Annotated in this window: 18 protein-coding genes; 10 read left to right on the top strand and 8 right to left on the bottom strand. The window is 65.3% G+C overall.

The window, feature by feature from the left end; genetic code table 11:
• Window positions 1–42 precede the first annotated feature (42 nt).
• The gene (locus RM2_RS00435) at window positions 43–2,205 is read right to left on the bottom strand and encodes an acyl-CoA dehydrogenase family protein (protein WP_072686885.1); all 2,163 of its coding nucleotides are present in this window, start codon (window positions 2,203–2,205) and stop codon (window positions 43–45) included.
• Window positions 2,206–2,298: 93 nt separating this feature from the next.
• Between RM2_RS00435 and kstR the strand changes: the two genes are divergently transcribed.
• Window positions 2,299–2,937: a cholesterol catabolism transcriptional regulator KstR gene (gene kstR / locus RM2_RS00430; protein WP_072686884.1), complete on the top strand. Its 639-nt coding sequence runs from the start codon at window positions 2,299–2,301 to the stop codon at window positions 2,935–2,937.
• 68 nt (window positions 2,938–3,005) lie between these two features.
• The gene (otsB, locus tag RM2_RS00425) at window positions 3,006–5,546 is read left to right on the top strand and encodes a trehalose-phosphatase (RefSeq protein WP_072686883.1); all 2,541 of its coding nucleotides are present in this window, start codon (window positions 3,006–3,008) and stop codon (window positions 5,544–5,546) included.
• A 39-nt stretch (window positions 5,547–5,585) separates the two neighbouring features.
• On the opposite strand, the gene RM2_RS00420 is transcribed toward otsB, so the two are convergent.
• Entirely contained in the window at window positions 5,586–6,677 is a 1,092-nt protein-coding gene (locus tag RM2_RS00420) for a LacI family DNA-binding transcriptional regulator (protein ID WP_072686882.1), read from the bottom strand.
• A 138-nt stretch (window positions 6,678–6,815) separates the two neighbouring features.
• Here RM2_RS00420 and RM2_RS00415 point away from each other — a divergent pair, with 138 nt between their 5' ends.
• From RM2_RS00415 to RM2_RS00395, 5 genes are all read left to right on the top strand, one after another.
• Window positions 6,816–7,739, top strand: coding sequence for a metal ABC transporter solute-binding protein, Zn/Mn family (locus tag RM2_RS00415; protein ID WP_072686881.1), 924 nt, complete (start codon window positions 6,816–6,818; stop codon window positions 7,737–7,739).
• Between the two features lie 7 nt (window positions 7,740–7,746).
• Complete coding sequence (locus RM2_RS00410; protein ID WP_072686880.1) at window positions 7,747–8,625, top strand: metal ABC transporter ATP-binding protein; 879 nt, start codon at window positions 7,747–7,749, stop codon at window positions 8,623–8,625.
• Window positions 8,622–9,509 carry a metal ABC transporter permease gene (locus RM2_RS00405; protein ID WP_072686879.1) on the top strand — a complete coding sequence of 296 codons (888 nt, stop codon included), beginning with the start codon at window positions 8,622–8,624 and terminating at the stop codon, window positions 9,507–9,509. The genes RM2_RS00410 and RM2_RS00405 overlap by 4 nt, the downstream gene beginning before the upstream one ends.
• A 67-nt stretch (window positions 9,510–9,576) precedes the next feature.
• Entirely contained in the window at window positions 9,577–10,335 is a 759-nt protein-coding gene (locus RM2_RS00400; RefSeq protein ID WP_072686878.1) for a LamB/YcsF family protein, read from the top strand.
• Window positions 10,335–10,946, top strand: a complete 612-nt coding sequence (locus RM2_RS00395; protein WP_072686877.1) for a 5-oxoprolinase subunit B family protein — start codon at window positions 10,335–10,337, stop codon at window positions 10,944–10,946. The genes RM2_RS00400 and RM2_RS00395 overlap by 1 nt, the downstream gene beginning before the upstream one ends.
• 21 nt (window positions 10,947–10,967) lie before the next feature.
• Here the strand turns inward: RM2_RS00395 and RM2_RS00390 are convergent, their stop codons facing one another.
• Window positions 10,968–11,492, bottom strand: a complete 525-nt coding sequence (locus tag RM2_RS00390; RefSeq protein ID WP_072686876.1) for an Lrp/AsnC family transcriptional regulator — start codon at window positions 11,490–11,492, stop codon at window positions 10,968–10,970.
• 121 nt (window positions 11,493–11,613) lie between these two features.
• Between RM2_RS00390 and ald the strand changes: the two genes are divergently transcribed.
• The 3 genes from ald to RM2_RS00375 all read left to right on the top strand — a co-directional run bounded on the left by ald (window position 11,614) and on the right by RM2_RS00375 (window position 15,635).
• Window positions 11,614–12,714 (top strand): alanine dehydrogenase, encoded by a 1,101-nt coding sequence (gene ald, locus RM2_RS00385; protein ID WP_072686875.1) that lies wholly within the window; start codon window positions 11,614–11,616, stop codon window positions 12,712–12,714.
• Between the two features lie 71 nt (window positions 12,715–12,785).
• Window positions 12,786–13,667, top strand: a complete 882-nt coding sequence (locus RM2_RS00380; protein WP_072687180.1) for a 5-oxoprolinase subunit C family protein — start codon at window positions 12,786–12,788, stop codon at window positions 13,665–13,667.
• A gap of 267 nt (window positions 13,668–13,934) precedes the next feature.
• Entirely contained in the window at window positions 13,935–15,635 is a 1,701-nt protein-coding gene (locus RM2_RS00375; protein ID WP_072686874.1) for a thiamine pyrophosphate-dependent enzyme, read from the top strand.
• 48 nt (window positions 15,636–15,683) lie between these two features.
• Here RM2_RS00375 and rlmB read toward each other — a convergent pair whose 3' ends face one another.
• From rlmB to RM2_RS00350, 5 genes are read right to left on the bottom strand one after another with little or no spacing between them, the layout of a single operon-like run.
• On the bottom strand, window positions 15,684–16,658 hold the full coding sequence (rlmB, locus tag RM2_RS00370) for a 23S rRNA (guanosine(2251)-2'-O)-methyltransferase RlmB (RefSeq protein WP_072686873.1): 975 nt from the start codon (window positions 16,656–16,658) through the stop codon (window positions 15,684–15,686).
• A gap of 2 nt (window positions 16,659–16,660) precedes the next feature.
• Window positions 16,661–18,055: a cysteine--tRNA ligase gene (cysS, locus tag RM2_RS00365; protein WP_072686872.1), complete on the bottom strand. Its 1,395-nt coding sequence runs from the start codon at window positions 18,053–18,055 to the stop codon at window positions 16,661–16,663.
• Window positions 18,056–18,066: 11 nt separating this feature from the next.
• Window positions 18,067–18,543, bottom strand: coding sequence for a 2-C-methyl-D-erythritol 2,4-cyclodiphosphate synthase (gene ispF, locus RM2_RS00360; RefSeq protein ID WP_072686871.1), 477 nt, complete (start codon window positions 18,541–18,543; stop codon window positions 18,067–18,069).
• Window positions 18,543–19,223 carry a 2-C-methyl-D-erythritol 4-phosphate cytidylyltransferase gene (ispD, locus tag RM2_RS00355; protein WP_072686870.1) on the bottom strand — a complete coding sequence of 227 codons (681 nt, stop codon included), beginning with the start codon at window positions 19,221–19,223 and terminating at the stop codon, window positions 18,543–18,545. The genes ispF and ispD overlap by 1 nt, the downstream gene beginning before the upstream one ends.
• 18 nt (window positions 19,224–19,241) lie before the next feature.
• Entirely contained in the window at window positions 19,242–19,730 is a 489-nt protein-coding gene (locus RM2_RS00350; protein WP_072686869.1) for a CarD family transcriptional regulator, read from the bottom strand.
• Between the last annotated feature and the right edge of the window lie 247 nt (window positions 19,731–19,977).

Below are 19,977 nucleotides of genomic sequence, written 5' to 3'. Positions count from 1 at the left end.
ATCACCATCCTCGAACGCGCAAAAGCCCCGTCGTCGTCCGAGTCAGCCGCGTGGCAAGCCGAGGATGCGCTCAGCCGCGACCGTCAACAGGATTTGCGTCGTCCCGCCCGCGATCGACAGGCAGCGGGTGTTGAGGAATTCCCGCGACAGCGGACCGTCCACCAAGCCCTCGACGCCACCGAGTTCCAGGGCGAATTCGGCAACCGCCTGGCGCTGGCGAACGCCCACCAACTTGCGCACACTCGATTCGGGTCCTGGGTCTTGCCCGTCGAGTTGCCGAAGCGTGGTGCGCAGTTCGAGTTGCGATCCGACGAGGGCGTTGCCGATCAACTGACCCAACCGATCGTCGGTCACCGGGTCACCGTCGCCCGCGAGTCGAAGCAGTTCCTCCACCGCATCGCCGAGTGACGATCCCCCGCCCATCGCGACGCGCTCGTTCGCCAGCGTGGTGCGGGCGAGTTTCCAGCCGTCGCCGAGATTGCCGACGACGCACTCGTCGGGCACGAACACATCCTCGAGATACACCTCGTTGAACAGTGCGTCGCCGGTGATCTCACGGAGCGGCGAGACGGTGATTCCGGGGCTCGCCATGTCGACGAGGAAGTAGGTGATGCCCTTGTGTTTGGGTGCGTCGCGGTCGGTACGGGCAAGGCAGATTGCCCAATCCGCTTCTTTCGCCATCGATGTCCACACCTTCTGACCGTTCAGCTTCCACCCACCCTCGACCTTTTCGGCGACCGTCCGCAGTGCCGCGAGATCGGACCCTGCCCCAGGTTCGCTGAACAACTGGCACCAGGTGATCTCACCGCGCAACGTGGGTGTCGCGAACCGCTCGATCTGCTCGGGGCTGCCGTGCTCGAGAACGGTGGGTACAGCCCACCAGCCGATTACCAGATCGGGCCTGCCGACGCCGACGGCCGCCAGTTCCTCCTCGATCAGAATCTGCTCGGCAGCGAGCGCACCCCGCCCGTACGGCCTCGGCCAGTGTGGGGCCAGATAACCCGACTCCGCGAGGGCCACGCGACGCTCGGATTCCGGCCGCGCCATCAGTTCGGCAACCTCGGCGCGGATCCGCGCACGCTCGTCGTCGAGGTCGCCGAGATCGACCGACAGGTGCCTGCGCGCTCCACTGCGAGTCAGCTCGGCCACGCGTGCCCGCCATCGGGCGGAACCGCCCAGCAGTTGCCGCAGCGACACCGCCCGACGCAGGTAGAAGTGGGCGTCGTGTTCCCAGGTGAAGCCGATGCCGCCGAGCACCTGAATGCAGTCCTTCGCAGTTTCGACGGCCGCATCGAGCGTGATCGACGCGGCGACCGCCGCAGAGATGGGCAACTCGCCGCCGTCCGCATCCCACGCGTCTTCCGCCGCCACGGCTGCGTCCCATGCCGCAGCGCCGGCCTGCTCCACGCGGCACAGCATCTCGGCGCAGAGGTGCTTGATCGCCTGGAACGATCCGATCGGCTTACCGAACTGTTCTCGAATTTTCGCGTACTCCACCGCCGTTCGCAGACACCAGTTAGCGATGCCGGATGCCTCCGCCGCGGCCAACGTCGCGGCGAGGTCGGAGACCAGCCCGTCCCTCAGGCCCGTGATCACCCGGTCTGGCCCCACCGTCACACCCTCACAGCGCACACGCGCGAGCGGACGACTCCTGTCGACCGGGTCGGCACACGTGATCTCCAAGCCGTCGGACTCGCCGTCGACCAGGCACCACACCAGTCCGTCGCCCAGCGCGGCCGGCAACAGCACCGACAACCCCGCGTCGCCGCCGATCGCAAAGCCTGCGTCACCGGTGACCGTCAACCCGCCGTCGGCGCCGAGCGTTGCGATAACCGGAGGATTGCCTAGGGCCACGGCGCACGGCATCGCACCCTCTGCAAGATCCTCGGACCATCGTTTCGATGCAGCGCCGGGGCTGCGCCCGACCACGAGAGCGACGAGAGCGGTGGAGAGCACAGGGCCTGGTACGAGTTCGTTCGCCGCCTGCTCGAGCATGGCGGCGAGATCGACGATCGCGGCTCCCGACCCGCCGACCTCGTCGGGTACGGCGACCGAAAAAGTTCCGAGCGAGGCGAAGGACGACCAGGAGGAACGCCACGAATCTGCTGGCCCCAGGCGTACCGTGGCCACTGGGTTCGCGGCCCGCGCCCAAGCGCGGATCGAGCCCGCTGCCGCCCTCTGTTCCTCGGTGGTGGCGATTGTCACAACGAGTATCCGCCTCTCTTAGATGACACATTCATCTAGAACGTGTTCTAATATGGCACGGGCCCTGAGTCAAGGCACGAAGGAAAACAGGTTATGACGATCAGCTCTCGATCACAGTCCGCGCCGATCGCTGCGGCGACGCTGGGCGAGGACGAACTCGGTTCCAACGCTCAGAAGGACCGGCGCAAGCGCATCCTCGATGCCACCCTGTCCCTAGCCTCCAAGGGCGGATACGAAGCCGTGCAGATGCGGGCGGTCGCCGAGCGCGCCGATGTCGCGGTGGGCACGCTGTACCGATATTTTCCATCCAAGGTGCACCTGCTGGTGTCGGCGCTCGCGCGTGAGTTCGAGCGGATCGATTCTCGAGGCAAGAACCCTCCGGGTCGCAACCAACTCGAGCGGATGCAGCTGATCCTGAGCCAGATCACCCGGGCCATGCAGCGTGACCCGCTGTTGGCCGAAGCGATGACGCGCGCCTTCATGTTCGCCGACGCCTCCGCGGCCGCAGAGGTGGACCACGTAGGCAGATTGATGGACCGCCTCTTCGCGCGAGCCATGACGGACACCGAGCCCACTGCCGAACAGTTGGCCATTGCCCGTGTCATCTCCGACGTGTGGCTGTCGAACCTGGTGGCCTGGCTCACACGACGATCTTCGGCGACCGATGTCGCGAACCGGCTGGAACTCACCGTTGAACTGCTGCTAGGCGACGGAAGCCGCAGACCCGAGTAGGACGCGATCCGAGCGTTGCACACGAAGATGGCGCACTCGGTGCCGTCGTATCACCTAGATTTGATCATGTGAGTGCCCTAGATCTGCCTATCGAACTTCGTCGCGCCCTCGCGAGGGTGGCGCGGACTCCTCGCCTGCTCGTCGCTTCCGACTACGACGGCACGATGGCCCCCATCGTCTCCGATCCGGAGAAGGCGTTCCCCCATGCCGAATCGGTGCGTGCCCTCCGGGCACTGGCCGGGCTTGCAGGTACGACGGCGGCCGTCATTTCGGGACGGGCACTGAAGGATCTGGCCGCGCTGTCGCGACTGCCCGCCGAGGTTCAACTCGTCGGAAGCCACGGCTCGGAATTCGACATCGGATTCATCCATGCGATCGATGCCAATGCGAAACGGCTGCTCCGTGAGATCACCGAGGAAATCCAGCTGATCTCGGCACTGCATCCGGGCACGTCGGTGGAGACCAAGCCGGCGAGCGTCGCCCTCCATGTACGCAACGCTGACCCGGAGGAGGGCGCGAAGGCTCTGGCGACGGTGTACGCCAATGCCGGACAGCGAGTGGGCGTGGAGGTCACCGAAGGCAAGTCCGTGGTTGAACTGGCCGTCGTCGCCACCGACAAGGGCCATGCTCTCGACCTGATCCGCCACCAGGAAGCCGCCACCGCAGCCGTATTCCTCGGCGACGACGTCACCGACGAAAATGCCTTCCAGCGACTCCAAGGTCCGGACATCGGCGTGAAGGTCGGCGACGGCGACAGCCTCGCCGAGTTCCGGGTGTCCAGCACCGAAGACGTGGCCGCCGCCCTCGCGTTTCTACTCGACGAGCGTCGCACCTGGCTGTCCGGGGCGCACGCTCCGCCGATCGAGCGCCTCACGATGCTTGCCAGCCCACGGACGGTCGCACTCGTTACGCCCGACGCAACCTTGACGTGGCTGTGTCACCCGGAACCCGACTCGGCATCCGTGTTCGCTCACCTACTCGGCGGGCCGGAAGCCGGCCACTTCAGCGTCGGCCCGCACCGTAGCGCCCTGCCGCTGAGCCAGCGATACGTTGACAGCACGATGACGGTGCAGACGCGGTGGGCGAGCCTCGCTGTGACCGACTACTTGCCGCACGACGTGCAACCGGGTCGCACGGACCTGACCCGTGTGATCACCGGTCGGGCCGCCGCCGTCGTATCGTTTGCACCGCGGCCCGAGTTCGGCCAAAGTCAGGTCACCATCGAGGTGCTCGCCGAAGGATTGCGCGTACACGGCATCAACGACCCGATCGTCCTGCGCTCCCCAGGAGTGCAGTGGAACGTCATTTCTGACGGAAATCAGCAGACGGCTCACGCCGTGGTCGATCCATCCGATGGCGCTATCATTTTGGAATTGCGTTGTGGCACAGATAATATCCGGCCTTCGGAGACTCCCGAGGCCGAGCGTCGGGCCCTGTCGGAGTCGTACTGGTCGGATTGGGCGAAGGAACTCACCCTCCCCACCTTGAAGCCCGACCTGATGAAGCGCTCGGCGCTCACCCTCCGTGGTCTGGTGCATGTCGACTCCGGATCGATCATGGCGTCGGCCACCACTTCCCTACCGGAGGAGATCGGCGGAGTCCGCAACTGGGACTACCGCTACTGCTGGCTCCGCGACGCCGCACTCACGGCGTCCGCGCTCGTCAGCCTCGGTTCGCTCGGAGAAGCGGAGGGCTATCTCTCCTGGGTGCACGACGTGCTCGAGACACTACCCGGCCCCGAACGCCTGCACCCCCTCTACACGCTCTACGGCGCCGGACTGCCTCCCGAGGCCGTGATCGACTCACTGCCCGGATACGCCGGTTCGCGGCCCGTCCGCATCGGCAACGCGGCCAATCAGCAGGTGCAACTCGACGTGTTCGGACCCATCGTCGAACTGATCTCCGATCTGGCCAACGCCCGTGAGAGGCAGGGCGCGGAGGTTGCGCTCAACGACCGCGATTGGAAACTGTTGTGCGCGATGGTCGAGGCCGTAGAGCGGCGCTGGTTCGAGCCCGATCACGGAATCTGGGAAATTCGCGACAACCCGCGCCACCACGTGTACTCCAAGGTGATGGGCTGGGTCACCGTCGACCGCGCGGTCACCCTGGCGAAGCACTTCGGCCGAGACATCGCACCCGGGTGGATGCCGTTGCGCGACAAGATCGCCGAGGAGGTGCGCGAGAAGGGCTGGAAGGAGGAGGTCCGCTCCTACACCGCCGCATACGACGGCACTGATCTCGACGCCGCCACCCTGCACATCGGGCTGTCGGGGCTGATCGATCCGTCGGATGAGCGGTTCACCGCGACCGTCACCGCGACCGAGGCGGAACTGCGCAGTGGTTCAACGGTGTATCGGTACCACCACGACGACGGCCTGCCCGGCAACGAAGGCGGGTTCCACCTCTGCGCGGCCTGGCTGGTCGAGGCGTACCTGCTGATCGGTCAGCGGTCGCAGGCGGAGGCACTGTTCGCGCAACTGGTCGCCGCGGCCGGACCAACCGGGCTCCTCAGCGAGGAGTACGACCCCGTCGCCGAACGCTCATTGGGCAACCATCCCCAGGCCTACAGCCACCTCGGCCTGCTGCGCTGCGCTCAACTACTGGCTTGAAGCTGCGGATCAGTACTGGTACTGGCCTGAAGCTGCGGATCAATATTTGGCGGACCGTCCCGCTGTCGAGCCGGGCAGCAATTCGGTCCTGAGCATCTCGACGGTCGCGCCACCGGAACGCGAAGGCAGCAGGAGCAGTGCCCCTGCCCGACGTCCCTTCTCCTCCTGCGGCTGCCGGACGGTGGTCAGGCCTTCACGCAGTGCGTCGTCGACGCCATCGAAGCCCGTGATCGACAATTGGCCGGGCACGTCGATACCCTGCCGACGCGCCCAATCCAGCGCGCCGAGCGCGAGGACGTCGGTCGTGCACACGAGTGCGGTGATTCGGGGATTGACGTCGAGCGCCTCGGCCGCGGCGGAATAGCCCGACTTTCCGGTGTGCTCGAATCGCTCGACGACCGTGAGCCTTCCGGGGTCCAGACCCGCGGTGGACAGGGCGTCGCGCACCCCCTCGATCCGCTCGCGCTGCACGTGGAAGTTCGGTGACCGCAACCGCTCGGCGTCGGCGAGCACGTCCGAACGGTCACGGCCCAATCGCATACTCAGCACACCGATGTCGCGGTGGCCGAGACCGATCAGATAGTCGGCGAGATCGCACATCGCGCCACGGTCGTCGATTCCCACGAGCGATGCGCCCGGAACTTCCCGCGGCTGATCGCAGACGACCATCGGCAGGTGCCGCTCACATACCGCGGCGAGGTACGGGTCGTCGTCGGCCACCGAATACACGACGAAACCATCGACACCGGCCTGCTGGACGACAGTGGCGGCGTCCTCTTCCCTGCGGCCCGGGCCGGCCGGAATCAGGAGCAGTCCCTGTCCGGCGGTCTCGCACGACTCCGCGAGTCCGGACAGAAAGCGCATCGCCGCGGGATCTCGGAAGGAGTAGCTGAGGGCTTCGGTGAGCAACAGTCCCACGGCACCAGCCTTACGCGTGCGGAGGGACCGGGCCAAGGGGTCGGGGCCTGCGTAGCCGCGCCGTTTCGCTGCCTGCAGCACCCGGTCACGAAGTTCCGGCGAAAGCTGATCCGGCCTGTTGTAGGCGTTGGACACCGTCGTTCGCGAAATACTCAACTCGGCCGCGAGCGACGCCAACGTGGCTTGGCGACGAGGCTGTCGAGGTCTAGGCATAGGGGGACGTTAGTACCTGGACCGGGCCGAGGCTCATCGAGGTTGTACCGAAAGTGCACTACCAGGCACTATCCGCTAAAGTATAATGGTAACGGTTTCCAATAGCGTATAGCGCTCGGTCTTGGTCAGGAGTTTTCTGTGCGCGGTTCCCCATCTCTTCGTGTGGCCACAGCGGTCGCAGGGCTCTCGTTCGCCACGGCTCTCACGCTCACTGCCTGCGCCTCCGGCACAGGTGGCGACGGTACCCTCACCGTCGTCGCGTCGACGAATGTCTGGGGCAGCGTCGCGCAGGCCGTCGCGGGCGACAAGGTCGCCGTCACCTCGATCGTCTCCGAGCCATCGTCCGATCCGCACTCGTTCGAGGCGACCCCGTCCGACGCCGCAAGACTCACCGACGCGTCCCTGATCGTCTACAACGGCGGCGGATACGACCAGTTCGTCGACGACATCATCGCCTCCGGCGGCAGCAACCAACTCACGGTCAACGCGTTCGACCTGCTGGCGACCGACACGCACGAGGGCGACGACCGCCGCAACGCGAACGAGCACGTCTGGTTCGACGCCGACACGGTCAACGCGACCGCGCGGTCTATCGCAGACAAACTCGGCGAACTCGACCCCAGCAACGCCGACGCCTACCGGACCAACGCCGACAACTTTCACGGCCAACTCGAGCAGATCTCGGCCGCAACCGACGCGATCGCGGCAGCGCACCCGAACGCCCCCGTCGCACAAACCGAACCGATCGCCCACTACCTCCTACGGTCGGCAGACGTGAATGACCTCACCCCGACCGACTTCACGAGTGCCATTGAGAACGGCAACGATCCCGCCCCAGCAGCGATCGCCGCGATGCGGCAACTGCTCACGGACAACGAAGTGAAGGCACTCGTCTACAACGTGCAGACGCAGGACCGCGTCACCCAGGACGCACGGGCCACGGCCGAGTCCGCGGGGATTCCCGTCGTCGAGGTGACCGAAACCCTGCCTGAGGGTCTCGACTACATTCGTTGGCAAACCAACACCGCCGACGCGCTTGCCGCAGCGCTGCAATCGAACTGATCGGCTCGTGACAGAACCTACATCGAGAACCGCTGACAACGGTCGCATCCCCGCTGTGGAGTTGACGGGGGCGCGGCTGTCCTTCGGCGAACGCACACTGTGGGAAGACCTCGATCTCACCGTCGAACCCGGCGAGTTCGTTGCCGTTCTCGGGCCCAACGGATCGGGCAAGACGTCGCTGCTCAAAGTGCTACTCGGCCAACTAGGGCTCAGTGCCGGATCGGCAAAGATCGTCGGATCTCCCGCACGTGCGGGTAATTCGCATGTCGGGTACGTCCCCCAACAGAAGTCTCTGGACGACGGGTTGCCGCTGCGCGGACGCGACCTCGTCGGGCTAGGTGTAGACGGACACCGGTGGGGCACCGGATTTCTTCGGCGCGGCCGCCGGCACGCGATCGTCGACGCCGCGATCGCCGAGGTCGGTGCGCAGAATTACGCCGACGCGCCGATTGGCTCGATGTCCGGTGGTGAGCAGCAACGCCTGCGCATTGCCCAGGCCCTCGTGGGCGATCCGCAGATACTGCTGTGCGACGAACCTCTGCTGAGCTTGGACCTGGCCAACCAGAACCTGGTGTCCGGTCTGATCGACCGCCGTCGCCGCACCCACAACACCGCCGTGCTCTTCGTCACGCACGAGATCAATCCGATCCTCCCGCTGGTCGACCGCGTGCTCTACCTGGTCGACGGACAGTTTCGGATCGGCACACCGGAAGACGTCATGACCTCGGAGGTGCTCTCCGAGTTGTATCGCACCGACGTGGAGGTGCTGCACGTCCGCGGCCGTCTCGTCGTGATCGGCACCGGCGACGCCATCGACGCACTCGGCAGCGCCGGCGGATTGCGGCCCGGCGAGGGTGTGCATCACACGGGCGAGGAACACGCATGAGCAACAAGTTCACCGACGCGATGTCGCGCATGTTCGACGTCTCGACCACCGTCACTCTCCTGCAGTACGACTTCGTTCAGCAAGCGTTGCTCGCCGGTGCCATCCTGGGCCTGCTGGCCGGCGCCATCGGCCCCCTGATCGTCAGCCGGCAAATGTCGTTCGCGGTGCACGGGACCAGTGAACTCTCACTGACCGGTGCGTCGGCGGCGCTCCTGGTCGGCGTCAGCGTGGGCGCCGGCGCCATTGTCGGTTCGGTGGTCGCGGCGGTCCTATTCGGACTACTCGGCTCGAAAGCCCGCGACCGTGACTCCGTGATCGGCGTGATCATGGCGTTCGGCCTCGGCCTGTCGGTGTTGTTCATCTGGTCGTATCAGGGCCGCACCGGCACCAGTTTCTCGTTGCTGATCGGTCAGATCGTGGCCCCGGGCAACCACGGACTGCAACTTCTGCTGCTCTGCGCCGTGCTGGTCATCGGTGTCCTCGGGTTGATCTACCGGCCTCTCCTGTTCGCGAGCACCGACCCCGACGTCGCCGAAGCCCGCGGCGTTCCCGTGCGCGCGCTGTCGATCGTCTTCGCTGTGCTCGTCGGCATCACCGCCGCGCTCGGCGTCCAGATCGTTGGAGCGCTGCTCGTGATGGCTCTGCTCATCACCCCCGCCGCGGCCGCCGCCTACATCACCGCGAACCCGCTGAAGGCCACAATCCTGTCGATCGCGTTCGCGGAACTCGCCGCGGTCGGCGGTATCCTGCTATCTCTGGCGCCCGGTGTACCGGTGTCGAGTTTCGTCACCACGATCTCGTTCGTCATCTACCTCGTGTGCCGCCTCACCGGATCATCGCGGCGAAAGAACGCCGGACGGATCGTTCCCGCACACGCACACTGATGCCCTACTCGACAGGTGGCCGGGGAAATACGGCGCCGACATCGCCACCAACTCTAGTATCGAATACGTGTCGGCAATCGATCTGAACAGTGACCTCGGCGAGAGCTTCGGCGCTTGGACCCTCGGCGACGACTCGGCGATGCTGAAACTGGTCACCAGCGCCAACGTGGCCTGTGGCTTCCATGCGGGTGATCCCGCGACACTGTTGTCCACGTGTACTGCCGCGGCTGACCTCACAGTCCGTATCGGAGCGCAGGTGGGCTACCGCGACCTCGCCGGGTTCGGGCGTCGGTTCATCGATATCACGCCACGCGACCTGACAGCCGATGTCATCTATCAGATCGGCGCGCTCGACGGCCTTGCGCGGGTTTCCGGATCCTCTGTGACTTACGTCAAGCCGCACGGAGCCCTATACAACGCGATCGTGCATCACCGCGAACAGGCCCGCGCAGTGGTCGCGGCGATCCGCGCCTACGACCAAACGCTTCCGGTCCTGGGCCTCCCCGGCTCGATATTCTTCGAGGAGGCCGAGTCGGCCGGGCTTCGTACGGTCGCCGAGGCGTTCGCCGACCGCGCCTACACGCCCGAAGGAACCCTGGTTCCCCGGACGACGGACGGGGCCGTCCTGAACGATCCGATGGTGGTGGCTGAGCGAGTTCGCAGACTCGTCGTCGATCACGCTCTCGATGCCGTCGACGGCACTCCACTCTCGGTCACAGCCGAATCCGTCTGCGTACACGGTGATACTCCCAAGTCCGTCGCATTAACAACTGCCATAAGGTCTTTACTCGACACTGAGTGCGTCACAGTGAGGCCTTTCGTCTGATGCGCATCCTCGACGCCGGCGAAGCGGCGATCCTCGCCGAGTTCGAGGATCTGGACACCGTGCTCGCACATTTCCGCACTCTCGACGCATCCCGCCCACCCGGAATCCGAGAGGTGGTCCCCGCTGCGCGCACCATTCTCATCCGATTCGACCGCTGGGTGATCCGAAGGGATCGCGTGGCCAAGTGGGTTCGCACGACAGAACCACAGCCGCCGGAGACCGAGGCTCCGGGGGAAGAGATACAGATTGCGGTTCACTACGACGGTCCCGACCTCCAGGAGGTGGCCGGACACACCGGGCTCGATGTGAACAACGTGATCGCCGCTCACACCGGGACACCCTGGACGGTAGCGTTCTGCGGCTTCGCCCCCGGTTTCGGATACCTCAGGGGCGATGCTCCCGAACTGCTGGTCCCCCGCCGCGACTCGCCCCGCACCAGTGTTCCCGCGGGGGCGGTCGGTCTCGCCGGCGGATTCACCGGCATCTATCCTCGCAGTTCGCCCGGCGGGTGGCAGCTCATTGGGACCACGGACGAGCCGATCTGGGACCCCGCACGCACACCCCCAGCCCTGCTCCGCCCCGGTGTGGTGGTCCACTTCGTAGCGGAGTGAGGCATACGGGCCGAGAACCACTCACGCGACAGCGCCGCCGCGAGGCCGGACATGCTCGAAGATGAGGATGGTCTCGGTCGATGCGACCGCCGGGTGCGCGCTCAGGTGCTCGAGAACGAAATTGCGCAATTCCCCGCTGTTCTGCGTTGCCACGTGAATCAGATAATCGTCGGCACCGGCGATGAAATAGACGTCAAGCACTTCGTCCAAGGCCACGAGCTGCGTCGATAGCGCGCCCAGGCTCTTCCTCGCACCTGCCAGGACGCGAACTGCGATCATCGCCTCCAGATCCCGGCCCAGTGCGGCCGGGTCGATGTCCGCGTGGAAGCCGCGAATCACCCCGCGATCGACGAGGGATCGCACCCGCCCGAGACAGGTTGACGGTGCGATACCGGCAGCTGCGGCGAGAGCATTGTTCGGTATGCGGGCGTCACGAGAGAGCCGATCGAGCAGGATTCGGTCGATGTCGTCGAGGGGTGGCGCAGACCGAAGATCCTTCGGCGCGGGCGCCGACGAAGAACCAATGGATGAATGTTTGGAAGACATGGTTCCAATCTAGAGAATTATCTTCACATCTATTGGCATGATAGCGGGATTTATTCACAATTGGTTGCAACGCGTCGAACTTCTCCGGCGACGACTCTTCCACCTTGCTACGGAGCCAATCATGAAAATCGGAATTCCCCGCGAGATCAAGAACCACGAATACAGGGTGGCGATCACCCCTGCCGGCATTCATGAACTGGCCGAGCACGGCCACGAGGTGATCATCGAATCCGGCGCAGGCGCGGGCTCATCGTTCTCGGATGATGACTTCAAATCCGCTGGGGCATGCATGCTCTCGACCGCCGACCAGGTGTGGGAGTCTGCGGACTTGGTACTGAAGGTCAAGGAACCAATCGCCGAGGAGTACTCGCGGCTACGCAAGGGCCAGGTGCTCTTCACCTACCTCCACCTCGCGGCATCCCAGGAGTGCACCGACGCCCTCCTCGCCTCGAAGACCACCTCGATCGCTTACGAAACCGTCGTCGGCAAAGACGGTTCCCTGCCCCTACTCGCCCCGATGAGTGAGGTCGCCGGGCGCCTCGCGCCGCAGGCCGGCGCCTATCATCTGATGCGCCAGGGTGGCGGCCGCGGCGTACTCATGGGCGGCGTCCCCGGTGTGCGACCGGCGAAGGTCGTCGTCATCGGTGCCGGCGTCTCCGGCAAGAACGCCATCGCCGTCGCGCACGGTATGCAGGCCGACGTCACCGTCCTCGACCTGTCCGTCGCCCGCCTCCGCGAAATTGACGACCGATACCACGGCCAGGTCAAGACCATCACGTCCAATACCCTCGAACTCGAACAGGCCGTACTCGACGCCGACCTCGTGATCGGCGCCGTCCTCGTCCCCGGCGCGAAGGCCCCGAAGCTGGTGCCGAACAGCCTGGTGCAGCGTATGAAGCCGGGCTCGGTGCTCGTCGACATCGCCATCGACCAGGGCGGTTGTTTCGAGGACTCCCACCCCACCACGCACGCCGATCCCACTTACCTGGTCCACGACTCCGTGTTCTACTGCGTCGCGAACATGCCTGGAGCGGTGCCTCGGACTTCGACCTACGCGCTCACCAACGCGACTCTCCCCTACGTCGTTGCGCTCGCCGACAAGGGCTGGGAACAAGCGACCACAACGATTCCCGGATTTGCCGAGGGCCTCAGCACCCACGACGGAAAACTGCTGTCCGCCGAGGTCGGTGCCGCTCACGGATATCCGGTCGCCGCGCTCTGAACCCATCCGCGGAAGCCGGTTCCACGCGAAGGTCGATATCCAGGGGACCGCAGATGCGGGACAATCGAACCATGGCTTGTCTCGAGGTCGTACGCACCGGACTCTTCACTACAGTGCAGGATCGTGGCCGCCCCGGATATGCGTCGGTCGGGGTCGGTGAATCGGGTGCCGCTGATCGGTTCGCGCACGACTGCGCGAACCGGTTGGTGGGCAATCAATCCGGCGCCGCCACCCTCGAGGTGGTTCTCGGCGGGCTCGCCGTGCGTGCGGCCGGAACCGTCTCTGTGGCGGTGACCGGCGCTCGTACACCGGTCACCGTGAATTCCGAATCGTGCGCCGACTACACGATGCTGCATCTGAACAGCGGAGATCTGCTGGAACTGGGGTACACGTCCGTAGGCCTTCGCAGTTATCTCTCAATACGCGGAGGCTTCGACGTACCGGCAGTGATGGGCAGCCGTTCCACCGACACCCTGTCGTGGATCGGACCCGATCCCGTCGCCGCGGGTGACCGACTCCCGGTGGGCGCGGAGACCGACTCCTGGCCGGCCGACGAACTCGTTCCCCCGCCGGCCACTCCCGAGGATCCGCTGATGATGCACGCCCGACCCGGACCGAGGGACGACTGGTTCACCGCAGCGTCGGTCGCGGCTCTGTTCCGCGAAACGTGGACCGTCAGCGCTGACACCAACCGCGTCGGTGCCAAGCTCGAGGGTCCGGGAGCGCTGCACCGCTCCGTCACGGACGAGATGCCGAGTGAGGCAATGGTGGCGGGGTCGCTGCAGGTGCCGCCCAATGGCCGGCCGATCCTGTTTCTCGCCGATCACCCTGTGACGGGCGGATATCCAGTAATCGCCGTAGTGGCCGAGGATGACCTTCCCGCTGCCGCGCAGTTGCGGCCTGGTCACCGCGTCAGGTTCCACCGCGAGGTGGCATCGAAGATCCCGAGGTGACGAGTCGCCAAGTGGCGGGCGCGCGCAGTGCAGGTTCGAGCGCCCGCCATGCCACAGCTTGACGTGTCGAAACCAAGATCAGATCAACCGCTATTCAGGAAGTCCCGCTTGGCGGACACACGGTCAGCCGAGTTCGCCGTCCTAAGTGACTTGGCTTTTCGTTGTCGACCGATGATGTGGGAGCGGTGGCGTGCCAGCGTGGATGGCGAGACATCTGAGTGACGCCTACGATCGAGTCAAAATTCCTCTATTGAGGTGGAGCCACCCATGCCCGACACGAATTCCGCCAAAAACGGCGCTGAGGTCCTTCTGGAGCAGTTGGAATCCCAAGAGGTGGACTGCATTTTCGCCTCGCCGATCGCGGTAATGGCGCCGATCTGGGAAGCGCTTGCCCGTCGCGGAAGCGACATGAGACTGCGCTACTACCGTTGTCGTCACGAACTCTTGGCGATTGGCCTGGCCTCTGGGTACTACAAGGCCACGGGCCGAAGCCAGATAGTCTTCCTGCCAACATCTATCGGAGTCCAGAACGGATCCATGGGGTTGCACACCGCCCTGCAGGAACGCACACCTATGACCGTGCTCTCCCCCGATACCATGACCTACGGCGAAGACCCCGACACCGACCCCGGTCCGGAATGGCCTTCCCTGCTGGTTGATCTCGTTGGACCGGCCCGAAACGCTGAAGCCGTCACCAAATGGACCAAGCGGGCACGGACAGCATCCGAGCTGGTTCACGAACTCCGCCGGGCCTGCTTTATAGCCGAATCGGTGCCACTCGGCCCAACCGTTCTGGAGATCCCCTTCGACCTGCTGGTTGGTAAAGGCCACGGCGACATCCCGACTTGGGTTCCGCCGACGCCCGTCGTTGCCACGGAAGAACAGATCGCGCAGGTGGCCCAAATCCTCTCCGGTGCAGCCACCCCGCTGATCATCACCGAGCATGGCGGTCGCACCGTCGACGAACGCGACACCCTGGTACGGCTCGCCGAAGCGCTCTCCGCACCGGTTTTCGAACCCATGTCGCCTGCCTATCACAACTTCCCGCGGTCGCACCCGCTGTACGTTGCCGGGCCGGTCGAACCGGTGCTGGGCGAAGCCGACGCGATCCTACTGGCCGGCTGCAACGCGCCGTGGCATCCACCGCAACTCGCGTTGCGTCCCGGATGCGCGGTCATCCACGTCGACGAAGATCCCATGCGGCCACGCGCCGCGTACTGGGGCTACCCGACCACGCACACGATCCCGGGAAGCCTCGCCCTAAACCTCGAAGCGCTCGCCACCAATGTCGGCAAGCGATCGACAGGCGGGCCCGAAGCGGCCGAGCGGGGGGCCCGCTATAGCCAGAGCGTTCGCGCCAAGGGCGTAGAGGATGCCCAGCAGGCGTCCGCGCAGGCAACTGATTTCGTGCCGGCCGCCGACCTGTTCCGCGAACTACACGACGCTTTACCCGACGACGCGATCTGCGTCAACGAAATCATTGCGCAGACGCCACAGATGCTGCAGTTTCTCTTCGAGCGCAAGTCATTTCTGCAGTATCGCGGCGCGGCTGGAGCTCTCGGTACGAGCCTGGGTACCGCATTGGGCGTCAAGCTCGCGCGACCGCACCAGATCGTCGTCTCGATCCTGGGCGACGGGGCCTGGCACTACAACCCGGTGCCGGCCGCGCTTGGGTTCGCCCAGGAATACGCAGTCCCGCTGTTGATTGTGCTCTGCAACAACCAGCAGTACGCCTCCCAAACCAAGAATATGCTGAAGTACTACCCCGATAGCGCAGCGGTCCGGGAGGGCAACTTCGTCGGCAACATAATCGAGCCCACCCCCGATTATGCGAAGGTCGCCGAAGCGTACGGCGGCGCGGGCGAGCGCGTGGCGAACCCGGGCACACTGAGACCTGCGCTTCAGCGCGCCTTGGCTACCGTTGCGTCCGGCCGCACATTCGTGCTCGATGTCATCGTCAACCCTTGACGTCCTCTCCGGCCTGAAGGCCGGAGACGACCTGACCGCCGCCGGAAGCTAGCCCCTACGCCGGCGCGCGATGTCGGCGAGCACGACTCCTGCCGCGACGGACGCGTTGAGCGATTCGACCGGTCCGGCCATCGGAATGCTGAGGATGGCATCGCAGTTCTCGCGAACGAGACGCGAGAGGCCCTTGCCCTCGGAGCCGACCACGACCACGATCGGGCCGCTGCCGTCGAACTCGTCGAGTGTGGTGTCGCCACCCGCGTCCAGACCGACCACCTGCACACCCTTGGACGCCCAATCTTTCAGCGTGCGAGTAAGATTCGTTGCGCGAGCGATAGGCAGACGGGCCGCGGCTCCGGCACTGGTACGCCATGCCACGGCGGTGACCGACGCGCTACGACGCTCCGGGATCACCACTCCGTGCCCACCGAACGCGGCCACCGAGCGCACGACGGCGCCGAGGTTGCGGGGATCGGTGATGTTGTCGAGGGCCACGAGAAGCGGCGGTTCCTGATGCTTGCGTGCTTCGGTGAGCAGGTCGTCGGGATGCGCGTAGCGGTACGGCGGTACCTGCAACGCGATGCCCTGATGCATACCATTGGCGCTGAGCCGATCGAGATCGGTGCGTGGTACCTCGAGAATCGAGATGCCGGCGTCGGCCGCCCGCTGAACGGATTCCTTCAGACGATCGTCACTCTCGGTTCCCACAGCGACGTACAGAGCGGTGGCGGGAACCCCCGCCCGCAGACACTCGACGACGGGGTTGCGGCCCAGCACGTTCTCGGGCCCGTCGAGAACCTTCCGGCCCGCGGTCTGACGACCACCACCGCGACCCGACTGCTTCTCGGCTTCTCTTGTGGCGCGCGCGGCCCGCTTGGCGGCGGGGTGTTTGGTGCGGGCCTCGGCAGGCGGTGTAGCCCCGCGGCCTTCCAGCCCCCTGCGGTGCTGACCACCGGAACCTGCGACCTGCCCCTTCTTGGTGCCGGACTTGCGGATGGATCCGCGCCTACTTGAATTTCCAGCCATTACTACTGTCCTGCCTTGAGAGACCACTCGGGCCCGTTGGGGGTGTCGGTGACCTCGATGCCCGCCCGAATGAGACGGTCCCGCACCTCGTCGGCCGCAGCCCAGTCCTTCTCGGCACGGGCCATCTGCCTGCGCTCGAGCTCGGCCCGGACCAGCACGTCCAGGGCGTCGGTTGCCGCGGACGCATCCGCAGTCCCCTGAGTCCAGTGATCGTCCAGCGGGTCGACACCGAGAATTCCCAGCATTGCCCGGACCTGTGATGCGATCTCCCGCGCACCCTCGAGGTTTCCGCCGTCGAGAGCGATGTTGCCCTCACGCACCTTGCCGTGCACCTCGGCCAGCGCCGCGGGGACGGCGAGGTCATCGTCCAGCGCACGCCCGAACGCCTCTGTCCACCTACCGACAGGCACCTCACCGGTCCGCTCCTGTGTTCGGGTGACGAACGACTCGACCCGCCGGTATGCCGCTGCGCCCTCTTCGAGTGCGGTCTCGGAGTACTCGAGCATCGAGCGGTAGTGCGCGCTGCCCAGGTAGTACCGAAGTTCTTGCGGCCGAACCTTCTCCAGCACGTTCGGCACGGAAAGGACATTGCCGAGCGACTTCGACATCTTCTCGCCGCCCATGGTGACCCAGCCGTTGTGCAGCCAGTACTGCGCGAAGCCGTCACCCGCGCACTTGGCCTGCGCGATCTCGTTCTCGTGGTGAGGGAACACCAAATCCATCCCACCACAATGGATGTCGAACGACGCGCCGAGGTAGAACTCGGCCATGGCGGAGCACTCGAGGTGCCAGCCTGGACGGCCCCGGCCCCACGGCGTCGGCCATGAAGGCTCGCCCGGCTTCTCTGCCTTCCACAGCGTGAAGTCGCGTGGATCGCGCTTGCCTCGACCGGCGCTCTCACCCTGGTGCACGTCGTCCAGTTTGTGCCCCGAGAGGCTGCCGTACTGCGGGTAGCTTCGGACGTCGAAGTAGACGTCACCATCGGCCGCGTACGCGTGGCCGTTGTCGATGAGTCGCTGCATCATCTCGACCATCTGCGTGACGTGCCCGGTGGCACGCGGTTCGATGGACGGGGGCAGGACACCGAGTTGCTGGTACGCCCAGATGAAGGACCGCTCGAACGTGGCCGCCCACTCCCACCACGGCCGACCGGCATCAGCGGCCTTGGTGAGAATCTTGTCCTCGATGTCGGTGACATTGCGGACGAACGCCACGTCATAATCGTGCGCGAGCAGCCAGCGGCGAAGCACGTCGAATGCGACTCCGCTGCGTACGTGACCGATATGAGGGTCTCCCTGCACCGTGGCGCCACACAAGTACACCGATGCGTGTCCGGGAGCCAGCGGAACGAAGTCACGCAGGGCCCGCGTCTCGGTGTCGAATAGGCGCAGAGTCACGACCAGCGATCTTACCTGGCTCTTGAATGGGGAATGACCAACGCGGTGGCCATCGCGGCTATCCCCTCACCGCGCCCGGTGAGGCCGAGGCCGTCCGTGGTGGTTGCGGACACCGAAACCGGTGCGCCCAGAAGGCCGCCCAGCACCTTTTGCGCCTCGTTTCGCCGAGGACCGATCTTTGGACGGTTCCCGATCACCTGGACCGCCGCGTTGGCCACACCGAAACCATCCACTTCGAGAAGTCGGCGCACTTCCGCAAGCATTGCTGCCCCGCTCACGCCCGACCACTCGGGTCGGTCCGTGCCGAACACGGAACCGAGATCGCCGAGACCCCCAGCAGAGAGCAGCGCGTCGCACAGCGCGTGAACGGCCACGTCGCCATCGGAATGGCCTGCGCAGCCGCTCTCGTCTTCGAACAGTAGACCAGCCATCCAGCACGGACGTCCCTGCTCGATCGGGTGGACGTCGGTCCCGATTCCGACTCTCACTAGCTCGTCCCTTCTTCGACCAGCGCCCGGGCCAGCGAAAGGTCCAGAGGTGTGGTGATCTTGAATGCTGTGGGTTCACCAACGATGCTGCGGACCGGTTCGCCGAGTCGCTCGACCAATCCGGCGTCGTCGGTCGCGAGACCGTCGGCCTCAGCGTAGGCCCGGCGGAGCAGTTCCGCCGCAAAGCCCTGTGGTGTCTGCACGGCCCGCAACTCGGACCGTTGGGGTGTGCCGGTAACCGCACCGAGAACGTCGACTGTCTTGATCGTGTCCGTGACTGGTAAGACGGGGATTACTGCGGTACGCCCTGAACGCAACTCCGCGACGACGCGCGCAATGAGCGACGGCGGCGTGAGAGCACGCGCAGCGTCATGCACCAGCACATACTGTGCGTCGTCCGCGACCGCGAGGCCCGCCCGAACCGAATCGGTACGTTCACTGCCACCTGCCACGACAGTGACTTCGACTGGCAGCAAGGTCCGAGTCGACTCGACCAAGTCTTCCGGCACGATCACGACCACTCGGTCGACAGCCCCCGACTGCAGGAGTCCGTCGACCGCGCGCACGAGCATGGCTGTCCCGCCGAGATCAACGAATGCCTTGGGCACACCCTCGCCCAATCGCACACCCTGACCTGCGGCGGGCACCAGCGCTATGACAGGACCCGAGGGTTCGGCCACCGTGGGTATCGCGGCTGTCTAGGACGCGGCCGCGAGAACCTCGTCGAGGATCGTCGAAGCCTTGTCGCTGTCGGTGCCTTCAGCCAACGCAAGTTCGCCGACGAGGATTTGCCGCGCCTTCGCGAGCATGCGCTTCTCTCCCGCGGACAGTCCGCGATCCTGCTCACGACGCCACAGGTCACGAACAACCTCGGCAACCTTGTTCACGTCACCCGACGCGAGCTTTTCGAGATTCGCCTTGTACCGGCGAGACCAGTTGGTGGGTTCTTCCGTATGCGGTGCCCGCAGAACCTGAAAGACCTTGTCAAGCCCTTCCTGGCCGACCACGTCGCGAACGCCCACGTACTCTGCGTTGTCTGCTGGAACCCGGACGGTAAGATCACCCTGGGCAACCTTGAGAACGAGATATTCCTTCTTCTCACCCTTGATGGTGCGGGTTTCAATATCTTCGATCAATGCCGCACCGTGATGGGGATATACGACGGTGTCTCCGACCTTAAAAATCATCTGTCCCGTGCCCCTTTCGATCTTATGAGTTTAACACGTGCCCGAATCCTGGTCTCATCAACGGCGCAGGTCAGGGGCGTCGACGCCTGATTATGGGGGTTGACAGAGCCACCGATACGTGCATGCCGAACACCTGCAAGGAGGTGTTTCGCGGCGCCGAACTGCCACGCAGGCAACCGTTGCGAGTACCCAGAGGGCAGGCCGCACGGAGGAACTACTACTCTTTCTAGTCGGAGTGCGAACCTGA

This window comes from Rhodococcus marinonascens NBRC 14363, assembly GCF_001894885.1.
Classification (GTDB): Bacteria; Actinomycetota; Actinomycetes; order Mycobacteriales; family Mycobacteriaceae; genus Rhodococcus_F; species Rhodococcus_F marinonascens.
Note: the sequence above shows the minus strand (reverse complement) of the source record. Positions and strands in the feature narration are given on the sequence as shown.

Bases quoted from the DNA above. Each gene is read 5' to 3' on its own strand.
- RM2_RS00420 (WP_072686882.1), bottom strand. From the start codon at position 6,677: ATGCCTAGACCTCGACAGCCTCGTCGCCAAGCCACGTTGGCGTCGCTC.
- rlmB (WP_072686873.1), bottom strand. From the start codon at position 16,658: ATGGCTGGAAATTCAAGTAGGCGCGGATCCATCCGCAAGTCCGGCACC.
- RM2_RS00375 (WP_072686874.1), top strand. From the start codon at position 13,935: ATGCCCGACACGAATTCCGCCAAAAACGGCGCTGAGGTCCTTCTGGAG.
- ald (WP_072686875.1), top strand. From the start codon at position 11,614: ATGAAAATCGGAATTCCCCGCGAGATCAAGAACCACGAATACAGGGTG.
- kstR (WP_072686884.1), top strand. From the start codon at position 2,299: ATGACGATCAGCTCTCGATCACAGTCCGCGCCGATCGCTGCGGCGACG.
- RM2_RS00350 (WP_072686869.1), bottom strand. From the start codon at position 19,730: ATGATTTTTAAGGTCGGAGACACCGTCGTATATCCCCATCACGGTGCG.
- RM2_RS00395 (WP_072686877.1), top strand. From the start codon at position 10,335: ATGCGCATCCTCGACGCCGGCGAAGCGGCGATCCTCGCCGAGTTCGAG.
- RM2_RS00405 (WP_072686879.1), top strand. From the start codon at position 8,622: ATGAGCAACAAGTTCACCGACGCGATGTCGCGCATGTTCGACGTCTCG.
- RM2_RS00390 (WP_072686876.1), bottom strand. From the start codon at position 11,492: ATGTCTTCCAAACATTCATCCATTGGTTCTTCGTCGGCGCCCGCGCCG.
- RM2_RS00380 (WP_072687180.1), top strand. From the start codon at position 12,786: ATGGCTTGTCTCGAGGTCGTACGCACCGGACTCTTCACTACAGTGCAG.